This is a genomic window from Myxococcus sp. AB036A (assembly GCF_006547355.1).
In the GTDB taxonomy this organism is placed as follows: Bacteria; Myxococcota; Myxococcia; order Myxococcales; family Myxococcaceae; genus Myxococcus; species Myxococcus virescens.
In genome coordinates, this window is sequence record NZ_VHLC01000084.1 from 1 (window position 1) to 17,787 (window position 17,787).

Here is a 17,787-nt window from a genome sequence, read left to right on the forward strand (position 1 = left end):
GGCCGGGTGGGGGCGGAAGCACACCCCGCACAGAGGAAAAGCACCACGGCCAGTCGGAACATGGGCGAGGGCAAGCGCATGACGCTAGACAATGTGGCCATGCCCTGGAGTCCTCTCAAGGGCTTTTCCGCTAGACTGTCCACCACCCGTGGCCCAACGCCGCCCCAACTTCAACAAGACGCTCCGCTCTCTCATCCGGGACATCGCGGCGAAGATGCCGGAGTTCGGACATGTGAAGGCGGGCCGCATCCTCGTGGTGGCCGGTGAGGCCCGCCGCGCCTCCCGGGGCACCGTGAAGCCCCTGTGCTTCCGGGGTGGGAAGAGCACGGACCGCACCGGACGCCGCAAGCCCATCATCCGCATCCGGGGCAAGCGGATGCTGTACTGCGTCACCCTTCGGCCGCTCTTCTTCCGGGGGTCCACCGCGCAGGCCCGCGTGGAGACGGTGATTCACGAGCTCTTCCACCTGTCGCGCCGCTTCGACGGGACGCTGCACTCCGGCCGGCGCCATGCCGTGCTGGGGCGCAACTTCTCTCGCAAGCTCAAGCCGCTGGTGCGCCGCTACCTCAAGCTGTGCCCCCCGGAGCTGCTGGCCGCCATGGCCCACTCCGGCGAGGTACGCATCCTCCAGTGGTTGGAGCGGCCCGGTCCCGCCTACCACCCCGGCAGCCATCGCCGGGTGCGGAAGGTCTACACCGAGGAACAGCTCTACTCCGGTGTCGCTCGCATGGTGACGCCCAAGGTGCGTCTGGCTCGCGACATCTCCGCGCGCTCCAAGGTTCACTGAGCGGCGCGCTCCCGCACACCCTGATTCGCACTGGGGCGGTTTTTTTGCCAATCGTTTGACTTTGAAAATCAGTATCAATATCGTCACCGCCGTTTCGAGTCAGGAGCGGTGATGCGCGACGGTTGCCACGGTGAAGGCGGGGCGGAGGAGCTGCGCTGCATGTGCGGCAGCCTGCTGGCGCGGTTGGTGCCGGAGGGCGTGGAGCTCAAGTGCCGCCGCTGCCACCGGACGCAGGTGGTGCCCCTGGAGCGAACGCCGCCGGGAGGCGGTGGTGGTGCGCAGGTGAGCGGCGCCGTCCGCTGACGTGTGAGTCGTTCCCGGGCCGCGCAGGCCCGGTGCAGTGAGGTCTTTTCCTGAGGCCCGAGGCCATTGAGCCCAGCGCCCTACAGGGCCTTCCGCGAAAGGCCCCCGGCCTTGCGCCGGAGGACGCAGCAATGGCGTGGCGTGGGTGTTTGCTCTTCGTGGCCTGTTCCATGCCGTGGACGGCGTGGGGCGGTGGCAGTGAAGCGCCTGCCACCGAGGTGGCTTCCAGCGCGGCTTCCTCCGCGGAGGCTCCGCCCGATGCGCAGGTGGCCCAGGCCGATGCGGGGCCGAAGCCCGCGTTAGACGCGGAGGCGCTGCCGGAAGCGCGCACGGTGGTGACGGCGTCGCGTTCGCCGGAGCGGCTCGAGGATTCGGCGGTGGCCACGGAGGTCATCACCCGCTCGGACATCCTGGCCAGCGGGGCGCGGGACGCGTCGGAGTTGCTTGCCGCGCACCCTGGGCTCCAGGTGGTCCAGACGTTCGCGGGCGCCACGGTGCAGTTGCAGGGCCTGTCGCCGGAGTACGTCCTGGTGTTGGTGGACGGTGAGCGCGTGGCCGGCCGGGTGGCCGGAAGCGTGGACCTGTCCCGCCTGTCCATCGAGGACATCGAACAGGTGGAAATCGTGAAGGGCCCCTCGTCGGTCCTCTACGGCAGCGACGCGGTGGCGGGCGTGGTGAACCTCATCACCCGCCGTGCCCGCCGTCCGCTGGGCGCCGAGCTGCGCGCCTCCTACGGCTCCATGCAGCGGCTGGAACTGGACGCCACCGGCGAGGCGAAGGGTGAGAACTGGGGGCTGCGTCTGAGCGGCGGTCTGGCGCGGCGGGACGCGTACCTCCTGGACCCGACGAGCATCGGCACCACGGGCAGCAGCCTGGATGGCATCGACGCGTCCGCGGGCGGTGACTTGCGCGTCAGTGAGGGCACGGCGCTGCAGGCCAACGCCACCTATGCGCGGCGGGTGCAGCGCGGCGTGGACGTGGGGGGGACGGGCGCCATTTTCGACCGCGCCAGCCGGGATGACTCGCTCTCCGTGCGCCTGTCTCCCCGGTGGACGTTGTCCAACAACGCCTCGCTGCGCGTGGACGGTGCCTATGCGTGGTTCAACCGGCGCTACCTGAGGGACCAGCGCCGCTCCAACGCGCTGGACACCATCGAGGACACGCGCGAGCAGCAGGGCCGGCTGGGCGCGCAGTTGGACGCGAAGCTCGGAGACGCCCACGCCTTCGTGGTGGGCGCGGAGCTGCTCGGCGAATGGTTGCAGGCGGACCGGCTGGGCGAAGACGGCACCGGCCAGCGCGCCCGCGCGTCCATCTACGTGCAGGACAACTGGACCCTGGTGCCGCGCTGGAAGCTGACGCTGGTGCCGGGCGCGCGCGTGGACACGGACACGCAGTTCGGCACGGCGGTGACGCCTCGGCTGGCGGCGCGCATGGACCCGGCGTCCTGGCTCACGCTGCGCGGCAGCTACGGCTGGGCGTTCCGGGCCCCGGGCTTCCAGGAGATGCTGCTCGACTTCGAAAACCCCAGCGTGGGTTACCGGGTGCACGGCAATCCGGACCTGCGTCCGGAGCGCTCGCGCAGCTTCAACCTGTCGGTGGAGGTGAAGCCCGCGGAGTCCTCGCTCCTGTGGGTGAGCGCCTTCCAGCACAACCTTCAGGACATGATTGGCGTCTCCACGGAGATGGTCGGTCCGCAGCAGCTCTTCACCTACGTGAACATCGCGCGTGCGCGCGTGCTCGGAGGCGAGCTGGGCGTGCGTCAGCAGCTGCCTGGCCGCATCTCCGCGGAGCTGGGCTACACGCTCACCAACGGCCGTTCGGAGGAGACGGGGCTGGCGCTGGAAGGGCAGGCGCGCCATCGCCTCACCGCGCAGGCCACCTGGCGTCACCGGACGTCGGGCCTGGAGGCCTGGGTGCGCGGCGCGCTCGTGGGGCCGCGTCCCTTCTACCCGGACACGGACGGTGACGGCGTCGCCAACCCGTACGACGCGAGGACCTACGTCACCGTGGATGCCCGGCTGGGCTGGCGCATGCGCGAGGAACTCCAGTTCTTCGTGCTGGGCACCAACCTCGCGAACGCGGGCAACCCCACCGACCTTCCGATTCCCCCTCGCGCCATCCAGGCCGGCATCTCCGCCCGGCTCTGACGCTCCCTTCCACCTCTCACTCAAGGAGTCCCGATGTCCCGCTTCTCTCCCCGTTCCTCCTTCCTGGGCCGCGCCGCCGCCCTGCTGCTGGCTGGTTCTCTGTCCGCGTGCGGCGATGACCTCGAGCTGGCGCCAGAGAGCCAGCCGACGGATGGCTCCCACGTGAATCACGTGGCCAACGATGACGGCTCGTACACCACCACCGTGAATGCGACGAGCAGCGCGGACTGGATTGGCCTGGACCTGGACAAGGGCGCGCAGGTGAGCGCCTCCGAGGACACTGTCTGGGACCTGGCCTTCAACCGCTTCAACGTCCGCACCCGGGGCGGCGTGAGTGGTACCGGTAACGTGGCGGTGGCGGTGCTCCTCGAGACGGACTTCGCGGCGGTGACGCAGGCGCCGGCGGACGGCTACGTCGCGGATGCCGAGGACGGCCCGGACCGGGGCGAGGACCCGGACAGCGCCTTCCAGCAGGGCGACGGGTGGTACGCCTACGACATGACGACGCACGCCCTCACCGCGCGTCGCAATGTGTACGTCGTCCGCTCCGACGCTGGTGACTACTTCAAGGTCGCCATGCAGTCCTATTACGACGATGCGGGCACGCCGGGGATGTTGTCGCTCCGCTGGGCGAAGGTGCCTGGCCCCGCCTCTAGCGGCAGCGCCGTGACGCAGCCGTCCTCGTACTGAGCACCCTTCCACTTCCAGGTGTCCAACATGAATCAGACCGCGAACTCTGATGTCGTTTCCGAGTCCACCCGTCTGCGCCAGCGCTGGCAGACCCTCCGCGAGGAGCAGCCTCGCACCCGTATCCGTGACGCCGCCGAGCAGTTGGGTGTGAGTGAAGCGCAGTTGCTCGCCACGGGACTTGGGGAGAGCGTCGTCCGGCTGGACCTCCGGCTGGATGCGCTCCTGCCCCGTTTCGAGTCGCTGGGGCGGGTGATGTCGCTCACTCGCAACGCGCATGCCGTGCACGAGAAGCGTGGCACCTGGCGCAACATCGAGCTGCACGGCAAGCAGGGGCTGGTGCTGGACGAGGAAATCGACCTGCGCCTGTTCTTCACGCGCTGGAGCTTCGGCTTCGCCATCCGCGAGCCGCACGGCGATGGCATCCGCCGCAGCCTCCAGTTCTTCGACGCGTCGGGGACGGCCGTCCACAAGCTCTACGTGGAGGAGGCAGGGCGCGAGGAGACGTTCGACACCCTGGTGAAGGAGTTCTCCCACGCGGACCAGTCGCCGGTGCTCAGCATCGTCCCGGCCGCGCCCGCGGCGGCGCCCAAGCCCGACAGCGAGATTGACGCGGAGGGGCTGCGCTCCGGCTGGCGCGCGCTCCAGGACACGCATGAGTTCTTCATGCTGCTCAACCGCTTCAGCGTGGGGCGCACCCAGGCGCTCCGCCTGGCCGAGCCGGAGCTCACCACCCCGGTGGCGACGTCCTCGCTGACGTGGGTGCTGGAGAAGGCGTCCGCGACGGAGCTTCCCATCATGATTTTCGTGGGCAACCCCGGCTGCATCCAGATTCACACCGGCCCGGTGAAGAACGTGAAGCCGATGGGCCCGTGGATGAACGTGTTGGACGCGGGCTTCAACCTCCACGTCCGCGCGGACCACGTCCACTCGGCGTGGGTCGTGCGCAAGCCCACGCGGGACGGCGTCGTCACGTCCCTGGAGCTGTTCAACGAGGCGGGGGAAAACATCGCGCTCATCTTCGGCAAGCGGAAGCCGGGGCAGCCCGAGTCGCCCGAGTGGCGCGCGCTGGCCGAGGAGCTGGCCAGGGCGCTGCCCGCGAGCGAGGTATCGCGATGAGCCGCGCGTTCGGGCTGTCGTGGGTCTTCATGGCGGTGGCCTCGCTCGCGCACGCGGCGGGGCCAGCGCCCGCGAAGCCTCAGACGGCGGCCGCGGCCAAGGCCCCGGTCAACGCGGCGAAGCTGGTCACCGTCGGCCCCGCCATCACCGAAACCGTCTTCGCGCTGGGGGCGGGCGGGCAGGTGGTGGGCGTGGACGACACCAGCCTGGCGTTGGAGGTCGCCCGGAAGTCGCCGAAGGTGGGCTACCAGCGGGCGCTGTCATCGGAGGCCATCGTCGCGCTGGGGACGTCGCAGTTGCTGGCGTCCGAGGAGGCGGGCCCTCCGGGCGTGCTCGAGCAGCTCAAGACGGTGGGCGTCGATGTGGTGGTGCTGCCGAACAAGCACACCGTCGAAGCCACGCGCGAGCGCATCCGGACGCTCGCGCAGCGCCTGGGCAAGGCCGAGCAGGGCGAGGCCCTGGTCAAGCAGTTGGACGCGGACCTGCGCAAGGCGCAGGAGCGCACGGCGGCGCGCAAGGACGCGAAGCCGCCGCGGGTCCTCGCGCTGTATGCGCGCGGGGCCAACGTCCTCATGGTGGCGGGCGCCGGGACGGCGGCGGGCGAGCTCGTCACGCTGTCGGGCGGCGTGAATGCCATCGCCGGCTACGCGGGCCACAAGCCGCTAACGGCGGAGGCGGTGGTCGAGGCGGCGCCGGACTTCATCCTCATGCCGGCCAGCTCCCTGGAGCCGGTGGGCGGAGAGGAGGGCCTGTCGCGCACGCCCGGCCTGTCGCAGGTGCGCGGCTGGCGCCTCATCACCGTGGACGACGTCCACTTCATGGGGCTGGGGCCTCACCTGGGCAAGGCCGTGAGCCGCTTGCAGGATGGGTACATGTCCCCGGCTCGGGGCCGCAAATGAGTGCGTCGGAGATTGCGCCCGTCTCCGCCACCTACCGCACCCAGGAGCCCATCCAGCCAGCAGCCCCGCGCCCGTGGCTGCTGCTGACGGCGCTGCTGCTGGGCGTGGTGCTCCTGTCGCTCGCCGTGGGCGCGGTGCCGGTGCCTCTGCTGGCACTGGCGGGCAGTCTGCTGGAACAGGTGGGCCTGGACATCGGCCACAAGCTGGAGTCCGTGCAGCAGGCGGTGCTGCTGTCCATCCGCCTGCCGCGCGTGACGCTCGGCATCATGGTGGGCGCGGTGCTGGCCACCTGTGGTGCCGCGCTGCAGGCGTTGTTCCGCAACCCGCTGGTGGAGCCCGGCCTGCTGGGCACCTCCAGCGGCGCGGCGCTGGGGGCGGTGGCGGCCATCGTCATGGACGTGGCCCTCAGTGCCCACCTGGGCTCGCTGCGGATGCTCGCGGTGCCGGGTGCGGCCTTCCTGGGCGCGCTGGGCGCCACGTTGCTAGCGCACCGGCTGGGTGGGGGCGGCGGTCGCACGGAGACGGCGCGCATCCTCCTGGCGGGCGTGGCTGTCAGCGCGGGGGCGGGCGCGGGCATCGGTCTGCTCACGCAGATGGCCACGGACGCGCAGCTCCGCTCCATCACCTTCTGGACCTGGGGCAGCCTGGGCGGTGCGTCCTGGGACGTGGTGGGGGCCGCCACGCCGCCGCTGCTTATCGCGCTGGGCCTGCTGCTGCGTGAGGCGCGCACCCTCAACCTCCTGCTGCTGGGAGAGCGCGAGGCGTGGCACCTGGGCGTGGATGTCGAGCGCCTCAAGCGCCGGCTCATCCTCGCCGCGGCACTGGGGGTGGGGGCCGCGGTGTCCGTCACCGGCGTCATCGCCTTCGTGGGCTTGCTGGTGCCCGCGCTGCTGCGGTTGGCGCTGGGACCGGACCACCGGCGGCTGCTCAGTGCCTCCGCCTTGCTGGGGGCCTCGCTGCTGGTGGGCGCGGACCTGCTGGCTCGCACGGCGGCCATTCCCGCCGAGCTGCCCGTGGGCGCACTCACGTCCGTGCTCGGCGTTCCCGTCTTCATCGGGCTGTTGTCGCGCAAGGGGGCCGCATGAGCCTGGAGGTTCGTGGCATCGAGGTGTGGCGTGGCCGTGGGCGGACGCTGGGGCCCATGGATTTGACGCTGGAGCCCGGTGAGGTGCTGGCCGTCGTGGGGCCCAACGGCGCGGGCAAGTCCACGCTGCTGTCCGCCATGTCGGGCGAGCTGCGGTGCTCGACGGGCGAGGTGCTCCTGGACGGCATTCCCTTGTCGCGTTGGAAGCCGCGGGAGCGCGCCATGCGGCTGGGCGTGCTGCCCCAGGAGTCGTCGCTGGGCTTCGGCTTCACGGCGCTGGAGGTGGCGCTGCTGGGACGGAGTCCCCATTCGAGCCGCGCTGAGGGCAGCGCGGACCTGGCGGCGGCGGTGGCGGCGCTCGATGCCACCGACACGCGGCACCTGGCTTCACGTTCGTATCTCACGCTGTCGGGGGGCGAGCGGCAGCGTGTGCAGTTGTCGCGGGTGCTGGCTCAGCTCTCCGAACCGTTGGCATCCGGACACCGTTACCTGCTGCTGGACGAGCCGACGGCGAGCCTGGACCTGGCCCACCAGCACCTCGTGCTGGAGGCCGCGGCGCGCTTCGCTCAGGCGGGGGGCGCGGTGCTGGCGGTGCTGCATGACCTCAATCTGGCCGCGAGATACGCGCACCGGATGGCCGTGCTCGCCGAGGGCCGGGTGGTTGAACTGGGCGCACCGGCGCAGGTGCTCTCCCAGGAGTTGGTGGCCCGCGTCTTCGGTCTGCGCGTGCAGGTCGTCGAATGGCCGGGCTCGCCCGGTCCCCTGGTCATCCCGGAGGGCCGCGCGCCGCTGACTCCCTGAGCACGGACGGAGCCGTGCCCGCTGGATTCAGCTCCCCGCGGGAAACGCCCTGGGCGCCCGGTGCCCCTCCACACCGCGCGTGATGGCCCAGGGCCTTTCCCGTGGGGGGCGCCGTTTCCCCACGCTGGCGGCAGATGGGCAGGGAAGCCGTGGCCTGCCCGGTGCGCCCACGCCGCACATCGGGCGTGCTGTCGTGCCTCGTCACCCCCCTCCCCGTTCAGCGGGCGCGGAGGTGCCACGCATTGCGTTTCGAAGCGGCAAATCTCCCGACATTTCCGAACAGCGAGCTCGCGAACGGCCTCCAAGGGGGCGGCTGCGCCCGCGCGGGGATTGGAGTAGTCACGGGCGTGGGTCGTCGTCGAGGAGCCGCATTGGAGACTGCTGCGCTGGTGCTGGTGTTGTCGTCCGCGTTCCTGCACGCGGCTTGGAACGCGCTGCTCAAGCGTCATCCCAATCCGGAAGTGGGCGTGGTGAGCGTCATGTCCGTGGTCATCCTGGCCAGTGGCATCTGGGCGCTGGGGATGCGTGGCCCCGCGTTCTCCAGCACGGAGGGGCTCGTTTGGGCGCTGTGGGCGGGCGTGTGTGAGAGCGTTTACCTCGCGGGGCTCGCGCGGTCGCTGCGTCAGGCGCCACTCGGGCTCGCGTACACGGTGTCGCGTGGCGGCGCGATGCTGCTCGTCTGGCCCGTGTCCGTGCTGTGGCTGGGGGAGGCGGTGTCCTCGTGGACGGTGTCGGGCGTGGCGCTGCTCTGCGTTGGGCTGGCGGTGATGAACCTGTCCCGTTCCTCGGGGGCCATGGGGACGGGCGTGGCATGGGCGGCCCTGTCGGCGGTGGGAATCGCGGGCTACCACTTGAGCTACAAGATGGCGCTGGGGACGGGCGCGCAGCCTCCTGCGTTGTTCGCCACCGGCCTGCTCGTCGCGCTGCCCGTGCTCATCCTGGAGCGGGGCCGCCAGCAGGGGTGGGCTGCCTTCCGCCGGGAGGCTCTGCTCGCACCGGGCCTCGTTCTGACGGCGGGGCTCATCTCCGCGTTGTCGTTCGGCCTGTTGTTGACGGCGCTGGCAGGGGGAGGCGCAGGCGTGGTGCTGACGCTTCGAAACACCTCCATCGCCTTCGCGCTGGTGCTCGCGGCGCTCCAGGGTGAGCGCCTGGGCCGACGGCAACTGTCGGGCGCCGCGCTCGTCGCCGTGGGCGCGGTGTTGCTGGGCGTGCCGGCATAGGAGAACTCCGCACAGGACTGCGCGGACGCGATGCCCATGCGCTCATCTGTCCACGCGGCTGTGGGCTCGCGCGCAGGCCTTGCCGTGAGACGTTCCGCGAGACGCCTATGGCGTGGGAGTGCACACCCTCCGCCCATCTCGCCGCATGCATTGCGGCGAGACGTTTCGCGAGCGGCCTACTGCGTGGGCGCAGACGCCGTCAGCCGCTTCAGCGCGTTTCTCGCATCCGGGTGGTCCGGCTGCAACTGCACGGCCATCTTGTAGGCTTCCTTTGCCTCGTCGATGCGCTTCGTCGCCTCCAGCAGTTGCCCGAGTGCGTTGTGCGGCTCGGCGAAGTTCGGGTCCGCCTGCACGGCGTTGCGGAAGGACTTCTCCGCGCCCTTCGTATTGCCCTGCTGGTACAGCGTGTGGCCCATGTACAGCAGGCCCAGGGAGTGGCGCGGGTCCACCGACAGCACGGACGTCAGCACCTTCCTCGCCTTCGCGCCGTCGCCGCCACGCAGGTAGATGAAGCCCAGCTCCGCGCGAGCCTCCAACTGCGCCGGATCCTTCGCCACCACCGCCTCGAGCTCCGACACGGCCTGTTCCGGCCGCCCACGCCGCGAGTGGACGATGCCCAGCCGTGCGAGCGCCGCGGTGTCGGCCTCTTCGCCGTCCTTGGGCTTGAGCAGCCCCTCCGCCGCCACATAGTCGCCCATGGCCAGCAGCAGGTCCGCGAGCGCCAGCTTCGCGGCGCGATTGGTGGGGTCCTCGTCCAGGAGGGCCTTGTAGAGCGGCTGTGCCTTCGCGCTCACCCGCTTCTGCGCGTACACATCCGCGAGCGCCAGCCGGTTCTCCGGCGTGGGGGCGAGCTTCACACCCTCTTCGTACTCGGCGATGGCGCCATCCAAGTCACCCTTGGCGCGCAGGGCCTCGCCATAGGCGGCGCGGGCGCTCGCGTCCTTCGGGAAGGCGCCCACGGCCGTCTTCAGGGTGGCCACCGCTTCGTCCGCCTTGCCCAGGCTGAGCCAGGCGCGAGCAAGGCCCTGGTACGCCTCCGTCGTCTTCTTCCCGTCCTCGGCGCTCTTCGCGATGGCCGTCTTGAAGGCCTCCACGGCCTGCTTCTTCTTGCCCTGCGTCAGGTACAGGTGGCCCAGCTGCGTGTACGGGCCGCTGGACCGCTGCGGCTCCAGCACCACGGCCCTTTCGAACGCCTTCGTGGCCCGGGCGAAGTCACCGAGCTGGTAGTACGCCAGCCCCAGGTTGAAGTGCGCCTCGGCGAACTTCGGGTCCGCGGCGATGGCCTTGAGGAAGGCGTCGGTGGCCTTGCGCGGGTCGCCCTTCTCGTTGAACGCCACGCCCATGTTGTTGTGCGCGCTGGCGTGCTTGGGGGCGGCGGCGAGCGTGCGCTGGTACTCGGCGATGGCGCCGTCCAGGTCGTTCTCCCGCATGAGGAGCACTCCGAGGTTGTAGTGCGCCTCGGTGTCACCCAGCTTCTGCCGGGTGGCCTCGCGCAGCGTCTCCTTGGCCTCGCCGTTGAGGCCCTTCTCCGCCAGGGCCTTGCCCAGATTCACGCGGGCCACGTTGAGCTTCGCGTCCAGCTTCAGCGCCTCGCGGTAGGCCTCGATGGCGTCGTCCGTGCGGTTGGCGCGCTGCAGGGCCTCGCCCAGGTTGAAGCGCAGCTCCGCGTCCTGGGGGGCCAGCTCCACCGCCACCGCGTACTGGCTGATGGCCACGTCGCGCTCGTCCAGCACGCGCGCCAGCAGGCCGCGCTCGGCCCGGAGCGTGGACTCCTCGGGGAAGGCGGCGATGGCCGTGTCCAGCACCGTGCGCGCCTGCTCCGGCTCACCGGACAGCCGCAGCGCGCGGGCCAGGGCCAGCTTCGGTGGGATGAGGTCCGGCTCCTGGGCCACCAGCTTCTTCAGGGGCGCCACGGCCTTCTTCGGCGTGTTGAGCGCGAGGAAGGCGGTGCCCAGGCGGTACAGGGCATCCGCGTCGTCGGGGGACTCAGCCAACCGCGCGCTCTCCACGGCGGCGGTGCGCTCGAGCGTGGCCGTGTCGGGCTCGGCGGTCTGCGCGGTGAGGAGCTGGAGCACCAGGAAGCTGGCAGTCTTCATTATAGGTTCTCCACGTAGGGACTCGCGCGGGCGTCGAAGGTCTTCTTCGCGAGCGCCGCCTTCTTCGCCTCCCACGCCTCCCGCGCCGTCTTCTCTTCCTTCTCGTCTCCAGCGAGCTCGGCGCGTTCCTCCTTCACCTCCGCCTTGCACTCGGAGACCTGCTCCTCGAAGTCCTTCGGGTCCAGCCGCTCGCTGCCCTCGACCTTCGCCTTCCGGGCGGCCTGCAGCCGGGCCAGCTCGAACTCGGCGAAGGCGCAGCGCAGCGCCAGCCGCTCCACGTCCCGCAGGCCCACGCTGAGCCGCTGCCGGGCGCGCAGGTACTCCACGCGGGCCTCGGCCTCGGCGATGGCCAGCTTCGCCACCTCGCGAGACACCTCGTCCGACGCGCGGTCCACTTCATCCTCCGCGGCTTCCTTGCGGGAGCGGGCGCGGCGGATGTTGTCGCGGGCGCGGCCAATCTCGTTGTCGGCCTCGTCCACCCTGTCGATGGCGAGCGCGAGGTTGTTCTCCGCCTCCAGCAGCTCGATGCGCGCCTCGTACGGGAGCTTCTTCTCCATCGAGTCGGGCACGCGCATGTTGTAGCTGGCGCCGCACGCGGAGAGCAGGGGGAGGGTGAGCAGGACAAAGCGCTTCATGGAACCGTCGCCTCGAAGCTTCCGAAGATGGTGCGCCCGGAATAGGTGTGGGTGCCGTTGACGAATGTGACGTGGAACTCGCCGGAGATGCGCTGGCCCTGCTGGCTGGGGAGGGCCTTCACCTTCAGCCCACCCACCCGCAGCTCCGGGAAGGTCCGCGCCGGCTCATCCAGCACGTTGCGGCCAATGGCGCCGCGCTGCGCGCCGTTGGCCAGGACTTCCGCCAGGTTGACGTCCAGCGAGCCGGTGTAGCCCTCCGGGAGCATGTCCTGCACCTGGGCGCTGACCTTCAGCACCGTGTTGGTGCCCGTGCCCTGCTGGGTGACGAAGCTCACCGCCAGCTCACCTTCGGCCAGCTGCGCCTCCGCGCGGTCGTAGCGCAGGTCGAGCAGCGACGTCACGCTGCCCTCCAACCGCCCGCCCTCGTCGCCACAAGCGCAGAGGAGGGCGGTGAGCAGGGCGCCGAGCCACGATGCGCGCGAGGGCCTCACTTGCATGCCTTCCACCCGCCATCCACGTCGTTGCCGCCCAGCGAGGCCACGTCCTTGAGCACGGCCAGCTCGCGGCGTGCGCCGTCGACGTCACCGAAGCGGCAGCGCAGCGCGGCCAGGTTGAGGCGCGCCTTGCCGAAGGTGGGGTCGGAGTCCATGGCGCGGCCGTAGGCCTCGCGCGCGCCCATGGCGTCACCCATGTGGAGCAGCGCCAGCCCCAGCGCGGAGTGCGCCGAGGCCCGCGTGTCCTGCAACTCCGTGACGCGGCCCAGGGTGAGCTGCGCCATGCCGTACTGGCGCGCGTCCAGGTAGGCCAGACCCAGTGCCTCCAGCGCCTCCGCGTTGAGCGTGCGCTCGGCCTTCTTGCGCAGCTCCTCCAGCGACGCCGGCTGCGTGGGCGTGCCCGGCTGCGGCACTGGCAGCGCCGCCGTCTCCGTGCGAGCGCGGCAGCCCACCACCGCGGCGCTGAAGACCTCCAGGGACTCGGCGCGGGACAGGCAGGCCTTGAACGCTTCGTCGGAGCGCGCCTTCAGCGGCGTCACCTGCTCCTTCACCGCGGCCCGGAACTGCTGTGCCTCCGCGGCGGAGAGGCCCGCGGGAACGGCCGTGCCCTCCACCACGTCCGCGATGTGGCCGTATGCGAGCGCCAGCTTCCACAGCGAGGCCACTGCCCACTCGGCGTAGCCCAGCGACGCGGCCTGCGTGTAGATGCCCTCCATGCTCTGGAGCGCGGCGACCTTCTCCTCCACCTGGTCCGCCGGCAGGTCCTTGTAGCCGCGGTAGAGGATTTCGCCCAGGTACCACAGGCCCTTCGCCGCCTCCTCGGTGCCGCCGTTGGGGCCCTGGACCGCGGTGGTGAGGGTGGCGATGAGCGCGTCGGCGGGCGCGGTGGGCGCCGTGGTGGCCTGCACCTCGGCCAGTACCGCCGCCGCGGCGGCGCTGTGGCGGTCCAGCTTCAGCGCGGCCTCGGCCGCCGTCTTCGCGCGGGCGTAGTCCTTCTGCTTCAGCCGGGTCTCCGCCAGCATCACCAGGATGTCCGACTTGCGCGCGCCAGCGATGTCGGCGGCGGCCTCCAGGTCACGCGCCGCTTCCTTGTGCTCGCCCAGCGCCATGCGCAGCCGCGCGCCGGCCAGCCAGCCGTCCACGGCGGCGAAGTCGCCACCCAGCTTCTGGCCCACCTGTTCGAACCAGCCCGCCGCCTCACCGAACGCCGCGGCCTCCGCCGCGTGCCGGCCCAGCGTCAGCAGCACGTCCGACAGGTACTGGCTCTTCGGGTAGTCCTGCACCAGCTTCGTGCCCAGGTCGCGCTGGGCCTGCATGTCACGCTTCTCGCGCGCCGCGGTGAACGCGCCGTAGAGCGCCTTCTCGCCGATGTCGGAGTTCTTGTTCTCGTCGGCGACCTTCACCAGGCCCTGGATGACGTCGCCCGTCTCCTGGGCGCTCTGCAGGGCCAGCTCATCCAGCGCCTCGGCGCGGCTCTGCGTGAGAATCTTCTGCACGTCCGCGCGGAAGCTGGCCGGCAGCGGCGCGCCCAGCAGCTTCTTGCCCGTCTCATCCAGTCCCTTGAAGTCGTTGAGCTGCCGCAGGCTGTCCAGCGCCAGGTTGCCCGCGATGGGGGCTTCCTTGTGCTGCGGGTGGCTCAGCGCGAAGGCGGTGAACAGCTCCGCGGCCTTCGGGTACTCGCCGTCCTCGTAGTAGGCGCGGGCGATGTTGAACTTCACCACCAGGGCATTCTCACTGCGGGGGTAGCGCGACACGAAGTCGGCGCCCAGCAGCTTCATGGCCTGACGCGCGTCCGCCACCTCGAAGGCGTTGCGCGTCTGCGCCTCCTCCGGCTTGAGCGTGGAGAAGTGCGCCAGCAGCGCGGCGTTGAGCGCTTCCTCCTCGCCCTTCGCGTCCTTGGCCTTCACCTGGTAGCGGGCCAGCTCCTCGAACTGGCGCGCGGCCTCGGGGTACGCGTTGGCGGAGAACAGCGCGTCCGCGCGGTTCTTCATCATCGTGCGCACGTGCTGCTCGGGCCGGAAGAGGCCCAGGTACGCCTGATAGGCCTCCGCCGCGCTCACGTAGAGCGCCTTGTCGTTCTTCTTCTGCGCCTCCACGTGGAGCAGGGTGGAGAGGTCGCGCGCCATCTCCTCCAGCTCCACCAGGTGCTTCTTGCGCTCGGCCTCCGCCAGCTCGGGGTCCGTCTTGCTCTGCACCGCGGCGCGCACGAGAATTCGCAGATCCTCGGGGTCCGGCAGCACCTTGCCCTTGGAGGCCTTGATGGCGTCGTAGAGCTTCTGGCCGCGCTCCAGGTCCAGCTCCGGGTCGTGCTGGATTTCCATCAGCTTGCGCAGCGCGGGGATGGCCCACTCGTACTGCTGCTTGATGAAGTAGCGGTTGCCCAGCTTGTCCAGCGCGAGCGCGTACGTGGCGCGGCTGTCGCTGAGCTTCTCGAAGTAGTTGAGCGCGCCCTTGGGGGGCTTGGCCTCGGTGTAGCTGTACACGAGGTCCAGCAGGGCCTCGCGCTTGACGTTGAGCGCCTTCTTCGCGTCCACGCCGGGCAGCGGCGCGCTGGCGGCCGCGGCCTCGAAGAAGGTGACGGCCTCCGCGTGCTTGGCCTGATTCACGCGAATCCAGCCCATCTTGTAGCGGGCCAGGTCGTGCACGGGCGAAGGCGGGGCCTCCAGGATGGCCTGGTAGTGCTTCTCCGCCTCGCCCAGGTCGGCCTTGTCGAAGAAGTGGTCGCCCAGAATCTGCTCCGCCTCCAGGCGCAGCGGGCTGCCAGGGAACTTGCGCGTCAGGTCGCCGAGCGTCTTGAGCATCTCGTCGAACTGGCCCAGTTCGCGCTGCTCGTGCGCCAGGTAGAACGTCACCTGGTCGCCGTCCTTGAAGTCCGGATACTCGCGCAGCAGCCGGTAGTACATCTGCACGGCCTTCTGCTTCAGCAGCCGCGTCTCAGGGGAGACGATGGCGCCGCTGGCCCCCTCCGGCCGCGACTCGGCCTGGAGGTAGTACACGTAGCGGCTCTTCTCCACGTAGAGCTCGGCCAGCCGGAACTGGAGGTCCGGCAGGTAGGGCGCGTTGCGGCTCTTGGAGATGAGGCGCTCCGTCTCGCCGATGGCGCGGTCCACCTTGAAGATGTCGCGCTTGAGCTTGGCGATGAGCTCGTCGCGCTCCTTGGCCTTGGAGACAATCGGGTTGATGCCCGGGCCGGGACGTCCAGCGCCACCCGGGGCGGCCGCGAGCATCGCGGCGGCAATCAGGCCCGTCAGGTGGCCGGTCATGGCGTCTCCTCGATGCAGCGGCTGTCGATGCGGACCCGGTAGGAGCGCAGCTCGTCGTTCCAGTACTCGCCGTCGAAACGGTAGGCCGTTTGCGTGGGCGACAGAATCTGCTCGTCCTCCGGCGCGACAATCCGCGCGCCTTTCTTCACGCGCTCGTACAGCTTCAGGCCCACTTCGTACTCCATCAGGCGCACCTGCTCGGCGGCGCGCAGCAGCGTGTCCGCTTCCTGGCGGACGGCCTCGGCCAGCCGCGCGTCATGGACGCGGACCGCCTCGGCGCGGGACAAGTCATAGAGCTTCGTCAGGTGCGAGAAGAGCCGGTCGCCGAAGCTGCCGGCGTAGCGGCCCAGCCGCTCGCCTTCCAGCTCCAACGTCTCCAGGAAGCGCGCGGCGCGCTGGGTGCTTCCCCGGGCGTTGGCGGCGCGGCGCAGGCGCACGTCCTGGGTGAGGTCCTCGCGGTTGCGCACCGCCTCCAGCGAGTCCGCGAAGCGCCGCGTCAGCTCCTTGGCGGCGCGCTTGGCCGGCAGGTAGTGGCACAAGTCGCGGTAGATGAGCGCGCGCAGCAGGTACTTGTCCGGCAGGAACTCGTCGCGGAAGGACGGCGCGTCCAGCGTGGTGAGGATGCCCAACGACGCGCGCAGCTCGCCCAGCTTGTAGCGGGTCCACGCTTCCTCCAGGTAGAGGCTGGCGCGGCCCGGGTCCAGCTCGGGCAGCTTCACGCGGTCATACGCCTCCAACGCGCCCTGGAAGTCCTTGCGCTCGTAGCGCAGGCGCGCCACCGCCAGCGCCGCCTCGTTGCGGGCCTCGCGGGTGAGCTTCTCGTCCTCGGACAGCGCCAGGAAGTCGGAAATGATTTCGTCCGACGGCTCCTTCACCTGCTTCAGCCGGGTGACGAGCAGCGCGAACTTCGCGCGGCTGGCCTCGGGGCTGGTCTCCGACAGCTTGGCGAAGTGGGTGTTGGCCCAGCGCTCGTTGCCCACGCGCAGGTCCACCAGACCCTGCTGATAGTGCGCGTACGCGCCCGTGTCTTCCGGGAGGAAGCCCAGGTCCAGCGCGCCGAACACCTGCTGGTCAATCATCACCTCGTCGTGCGGCCGGTCCGTCAGCGCCTTGAGCGTGTCCAGGGCGCGAGGCAGCACGTTGGGGTTGGAGCGCTCGCGGGCGATGCGGGCCAGGTACGAGGCGCCCGCGTGCGTCAGCCCCAGGTCGATGAGGCTGCGCGCGAGGAAGTACTGGCCCCAGGCGTAGTTCTCGTCCGTCTTGGGCGCGGCCTGCAGCCAGGCGTGGAGCGGCCCGGCAGCGTCGCGCGGCTTGCCGTCGAAGTAGTCCTTGAGCGCCTTGTCGAAGACGCCCGGGTCCACCTTCTGCGGCGCGGGCGGCGGGGCTTCCGCGCCCGCCGTTGGGGCGTTCGCGGCGGGCTTGCCGGCGTCGGGCGCGTCGGCCTTGGCGTCACCGGGGGCCTTGGCTCCCGCCGGAGGTGTGCCCTGGGTGGGCGCGGCCGCGGGGGCGGTGGACGTAGCCTGCGCGGCGGCCGGAGACTGCGCGTCGGCGGGCGCTGGAGACACGAGGAGCGCGGCGCTGGTGAGCGCGGCGATGAGCGAGCGGGAGGTCATTCCGTGGCGCCGAAGTTGAACGCGGTTCCGAGCTGGATGAGGGGCACCTGGATGACGCGCGTGGCGCCCGTGAAGACGGTGTTGTTCGTCACGTCCAGGCGCAGCGACAGCGTCTTGCCCGTGAAGAGACGCAGGCCGAGCCCCACGTTGACGGCGGGCCGGAAGCCGCCGTCGCGGTCGAGCTTCACCACCGTGCCGCCGCCCAGCAGGAAGGCCTCGATGTGCAGCACCGACTCATTGAGGAAGGCCATCTTCCCGTAGAGCGGGCTCCAGATGAGGTCCGAGCCCACCATCCACTGCACCTGGTCCTGGAAGGCCGCGGCGTTGGGGGACGTGTTGAAGTCGCGCTCGAGCTGGCGGCGCAGGCTCGTCTGGAGGTTGTAGCTGTACGTGCCGCGCCCGACCTGCCACGCGAAGGTGTCAGTGAAGTGGTACGTGTATCCGACAGTGCCCACCAGGCCCTTGTAATAGGCGTTGGCCGGCAGCACGCCGACGCCGAGCAGCAGCTCGTGGTGCATCCGGAATCGCCGCTCCTGGATGGCGGACACTGCGCCGGGATTCTCCAGCGCCTCGGCCTGCGCGCGGACGAGTCCGGGCGTCAGCAGCAAGAGGATGAGCAGGGCGTATCGCACGGTGGGG

15 protein-coding genes are annotated in these 17,787 nt (G+C 70.5%); 9 read left to right on the plus strand and 6 right to left on the minus strand.

Annotated features, from left to right (window positions below; translation table 11 throughout):
* The first annotated feature begins 148 nt into the window (after positions 1–148).
* From FL344_RS27970 to FL344_RS28010, 9 genes are all read left to right on the plus strand, one after another.
* Positions 149–787, plus strand: a complete 639-nt coding sequence (locus FL344_RS27970) for a hypothetical protein (RefSeq protein WP_141590377.1) — start codon at positions 149–151, stop codon at positions 785–787.
* Between the two features lie 111 nt (positions 788–898).
* Complete coding sequence (locus FL344_RS27975; RefSeq protein WP_194858393.1) at positions 899–1,090, plus strand: hypothetical protein; 192 nt, start codon at positions 899–901, stop codon at positions 1,088–1,090.
* A 131-nt stretch (positions 1,091–1,221) separates the two neighbouring features.
* Entirely contained in the window at positions 1,222–3,237 is a 2,016-nt protein-coding gene (locus FL344_RS27980) for a TonB-dependent siderophore receptor (RefSeq protein ID WP_141620678.1), read from the plus strand.
* A 33-nt stretch (positions 3,238–3,270) separates the two neighbouring features.
* Positions 3,271–3,927 (plus strand): HmuY family protein, encoded by a 657-nt coding sequence (locus FL344_RS27985; RefSeq protein WP_141590374.1) that lies wholly within the window; start codon positions 3,271–3,273, stop codon positions 3,925–3,927.
* A 27-nt stretch (positions 3,928–3,954) separates the two neighbouring features.
* Entirely contained in the window at positions 3,955–5,043 is a 1,089-nt protein-coding gene (locus FL344_RS27990; RefSeq protein ID WP_141620679.1) for a hemin-degrading factor, read from the plus strand.
* The gene (locus FL344_RS27995) at positions 5,040–5,942 is read left to right on the plus strand and encodes a hemin ABC transporter substrate-binding protein (RefSeq protein WP_141620680.1); all 903 of its coding nucleotides are present in this window, start codon (positions 5,040–5,042) and stop codon (positions 5,940–5,942) included. Before FL344_RS27990 ends, FL344_RS27995 begins: the two co-directional genes overlap by 4 nt.
* On the plus strand, positions 5,939–7,027 hold the full coding sequence (locus FL344_RS28000; protein WP_141620681.1) for an iron ABC transporter permease: 1,089 nt from the start codon (positions 5,939–5,941) through the stop codon (positions 7,025–7,027). The genes FL344_RS27995 and FL344_RS28000 overlap by 4 nt, the downstream gene beginning before the upstream one ends.
* The gene (locus FL344_RS28005) at positions 7,024–7,827 is read left to right on the plus strand and encodes a heme ABC transporter ATP-binding protein (protein ID WP_141590370.1); all 804 of its coding nucleotides are present in this window, start codon (positions 7,024–7,026) and stop codon (positions 7,825–7,827) included. Before FL344_RS28000 ends, FL344_RS28005 begins: the two co-directional genes overlap by 4 nt.
* A 347-nt stretch (positions 7,828–8,174) precedes the next feature.
* Positions 8,175–9,047: a DMT family transporter gene (locus tag FL344_RS28010; RefSeq protein WP_141620682.1), complete on the plus strand. Its 873-nt coding sequence runs from the start codon at positions 8,175–8,177 to the stop codon at positions 9,045–9,047.
* A gap of 176 nt (positions 9,048–9,223) precedes the next feature.
* Here FL344_RS28010 and FL344_RS28015 read toward each other — a convergent pair whose 3' ends face one another.
* The 6 genes from FL344_RS28015 to FL344_RS28040 are packed head-to-tail and all read right to left on the minus strand — an operon-like array spanning position 9,224 to position 17,780.
* Positions 9,224–11,143, minus strand: a complete 1,920-nt coding sequence (locus FL344_RS28015; RefSeq protein WP_141620683.1) for a tetratricopeptide repeat protein — start codon at positions 11,141–11,143, stop codon at positions 9,224–9,226.
* Entirely contained in the window at positions 11,143–11,778 is a 636-nt protein-coding gene (locus FL344_RS28020) for a hypothetical protein (RefSeq protein ID WP_141620684.1), read from the minus strand. The genes FL344_RS28015 and FL344_RS28020 overlap by 1 nt, the downstream gene beginning before the upstream one ends.
* On the minus strand, positions 11,775–12,284 hold the full coding sequence (locus tag FL344_RS28025) for a hypothetical protein (protein ID WP_141620685.1): 510 nt from the start codon (positions 12,282–12,284) through the stop codon (positions 11,775–11,777). The genes FL344_RS28020 and FL344_RS28025 overlap by 4 nt, the downstream gene beginning before the upstream one ends.
* A complete protein-coding gene (locus FL344_RS28030; protein WP_141620686.1) occupies positions 12,266–15,535 on the minus strand; it encodes a tetratricopeptide repeat protein in 3,270 nt (1,089 codons plus the stop codon). The genes FL344_RS28025 and FL344_RS28030 overlap by 19 nt, the downstream gene beginning before the upstream one ends.
* Positions 15,532–17,148: a hypothetical protein gene (locus FL344_RS28035; RefSeq protein ID WP_141620687.1), complete on the minus strand. Its 1,617-nt coding sequence runs from the start codon at positions 17,146–17,148 to the stop codon at positions 15,532–15,534. Before FL344_RS28035 ends, FL344_RS28030 begins: the two co-directional genes overlap by 4 nt.
* Positions 17,145–17,780, minus strand: a complete 636-nt coding sequence (locus tag FL344_RS28040) for an outer membrane beta-barrel domain-containing protein (protein WP_141590363.1) — start codon at positions 17,778–17,780, stop codon at positions 17,145–17,147. The genes FL344_RS28035 and FL344_RS28040 overlap by 4 nt, the downstream gene beginning before the upstream one ends.
* Between the last annotated feature and the right edge of the window lie 7 nt (positions 17,781–17,787).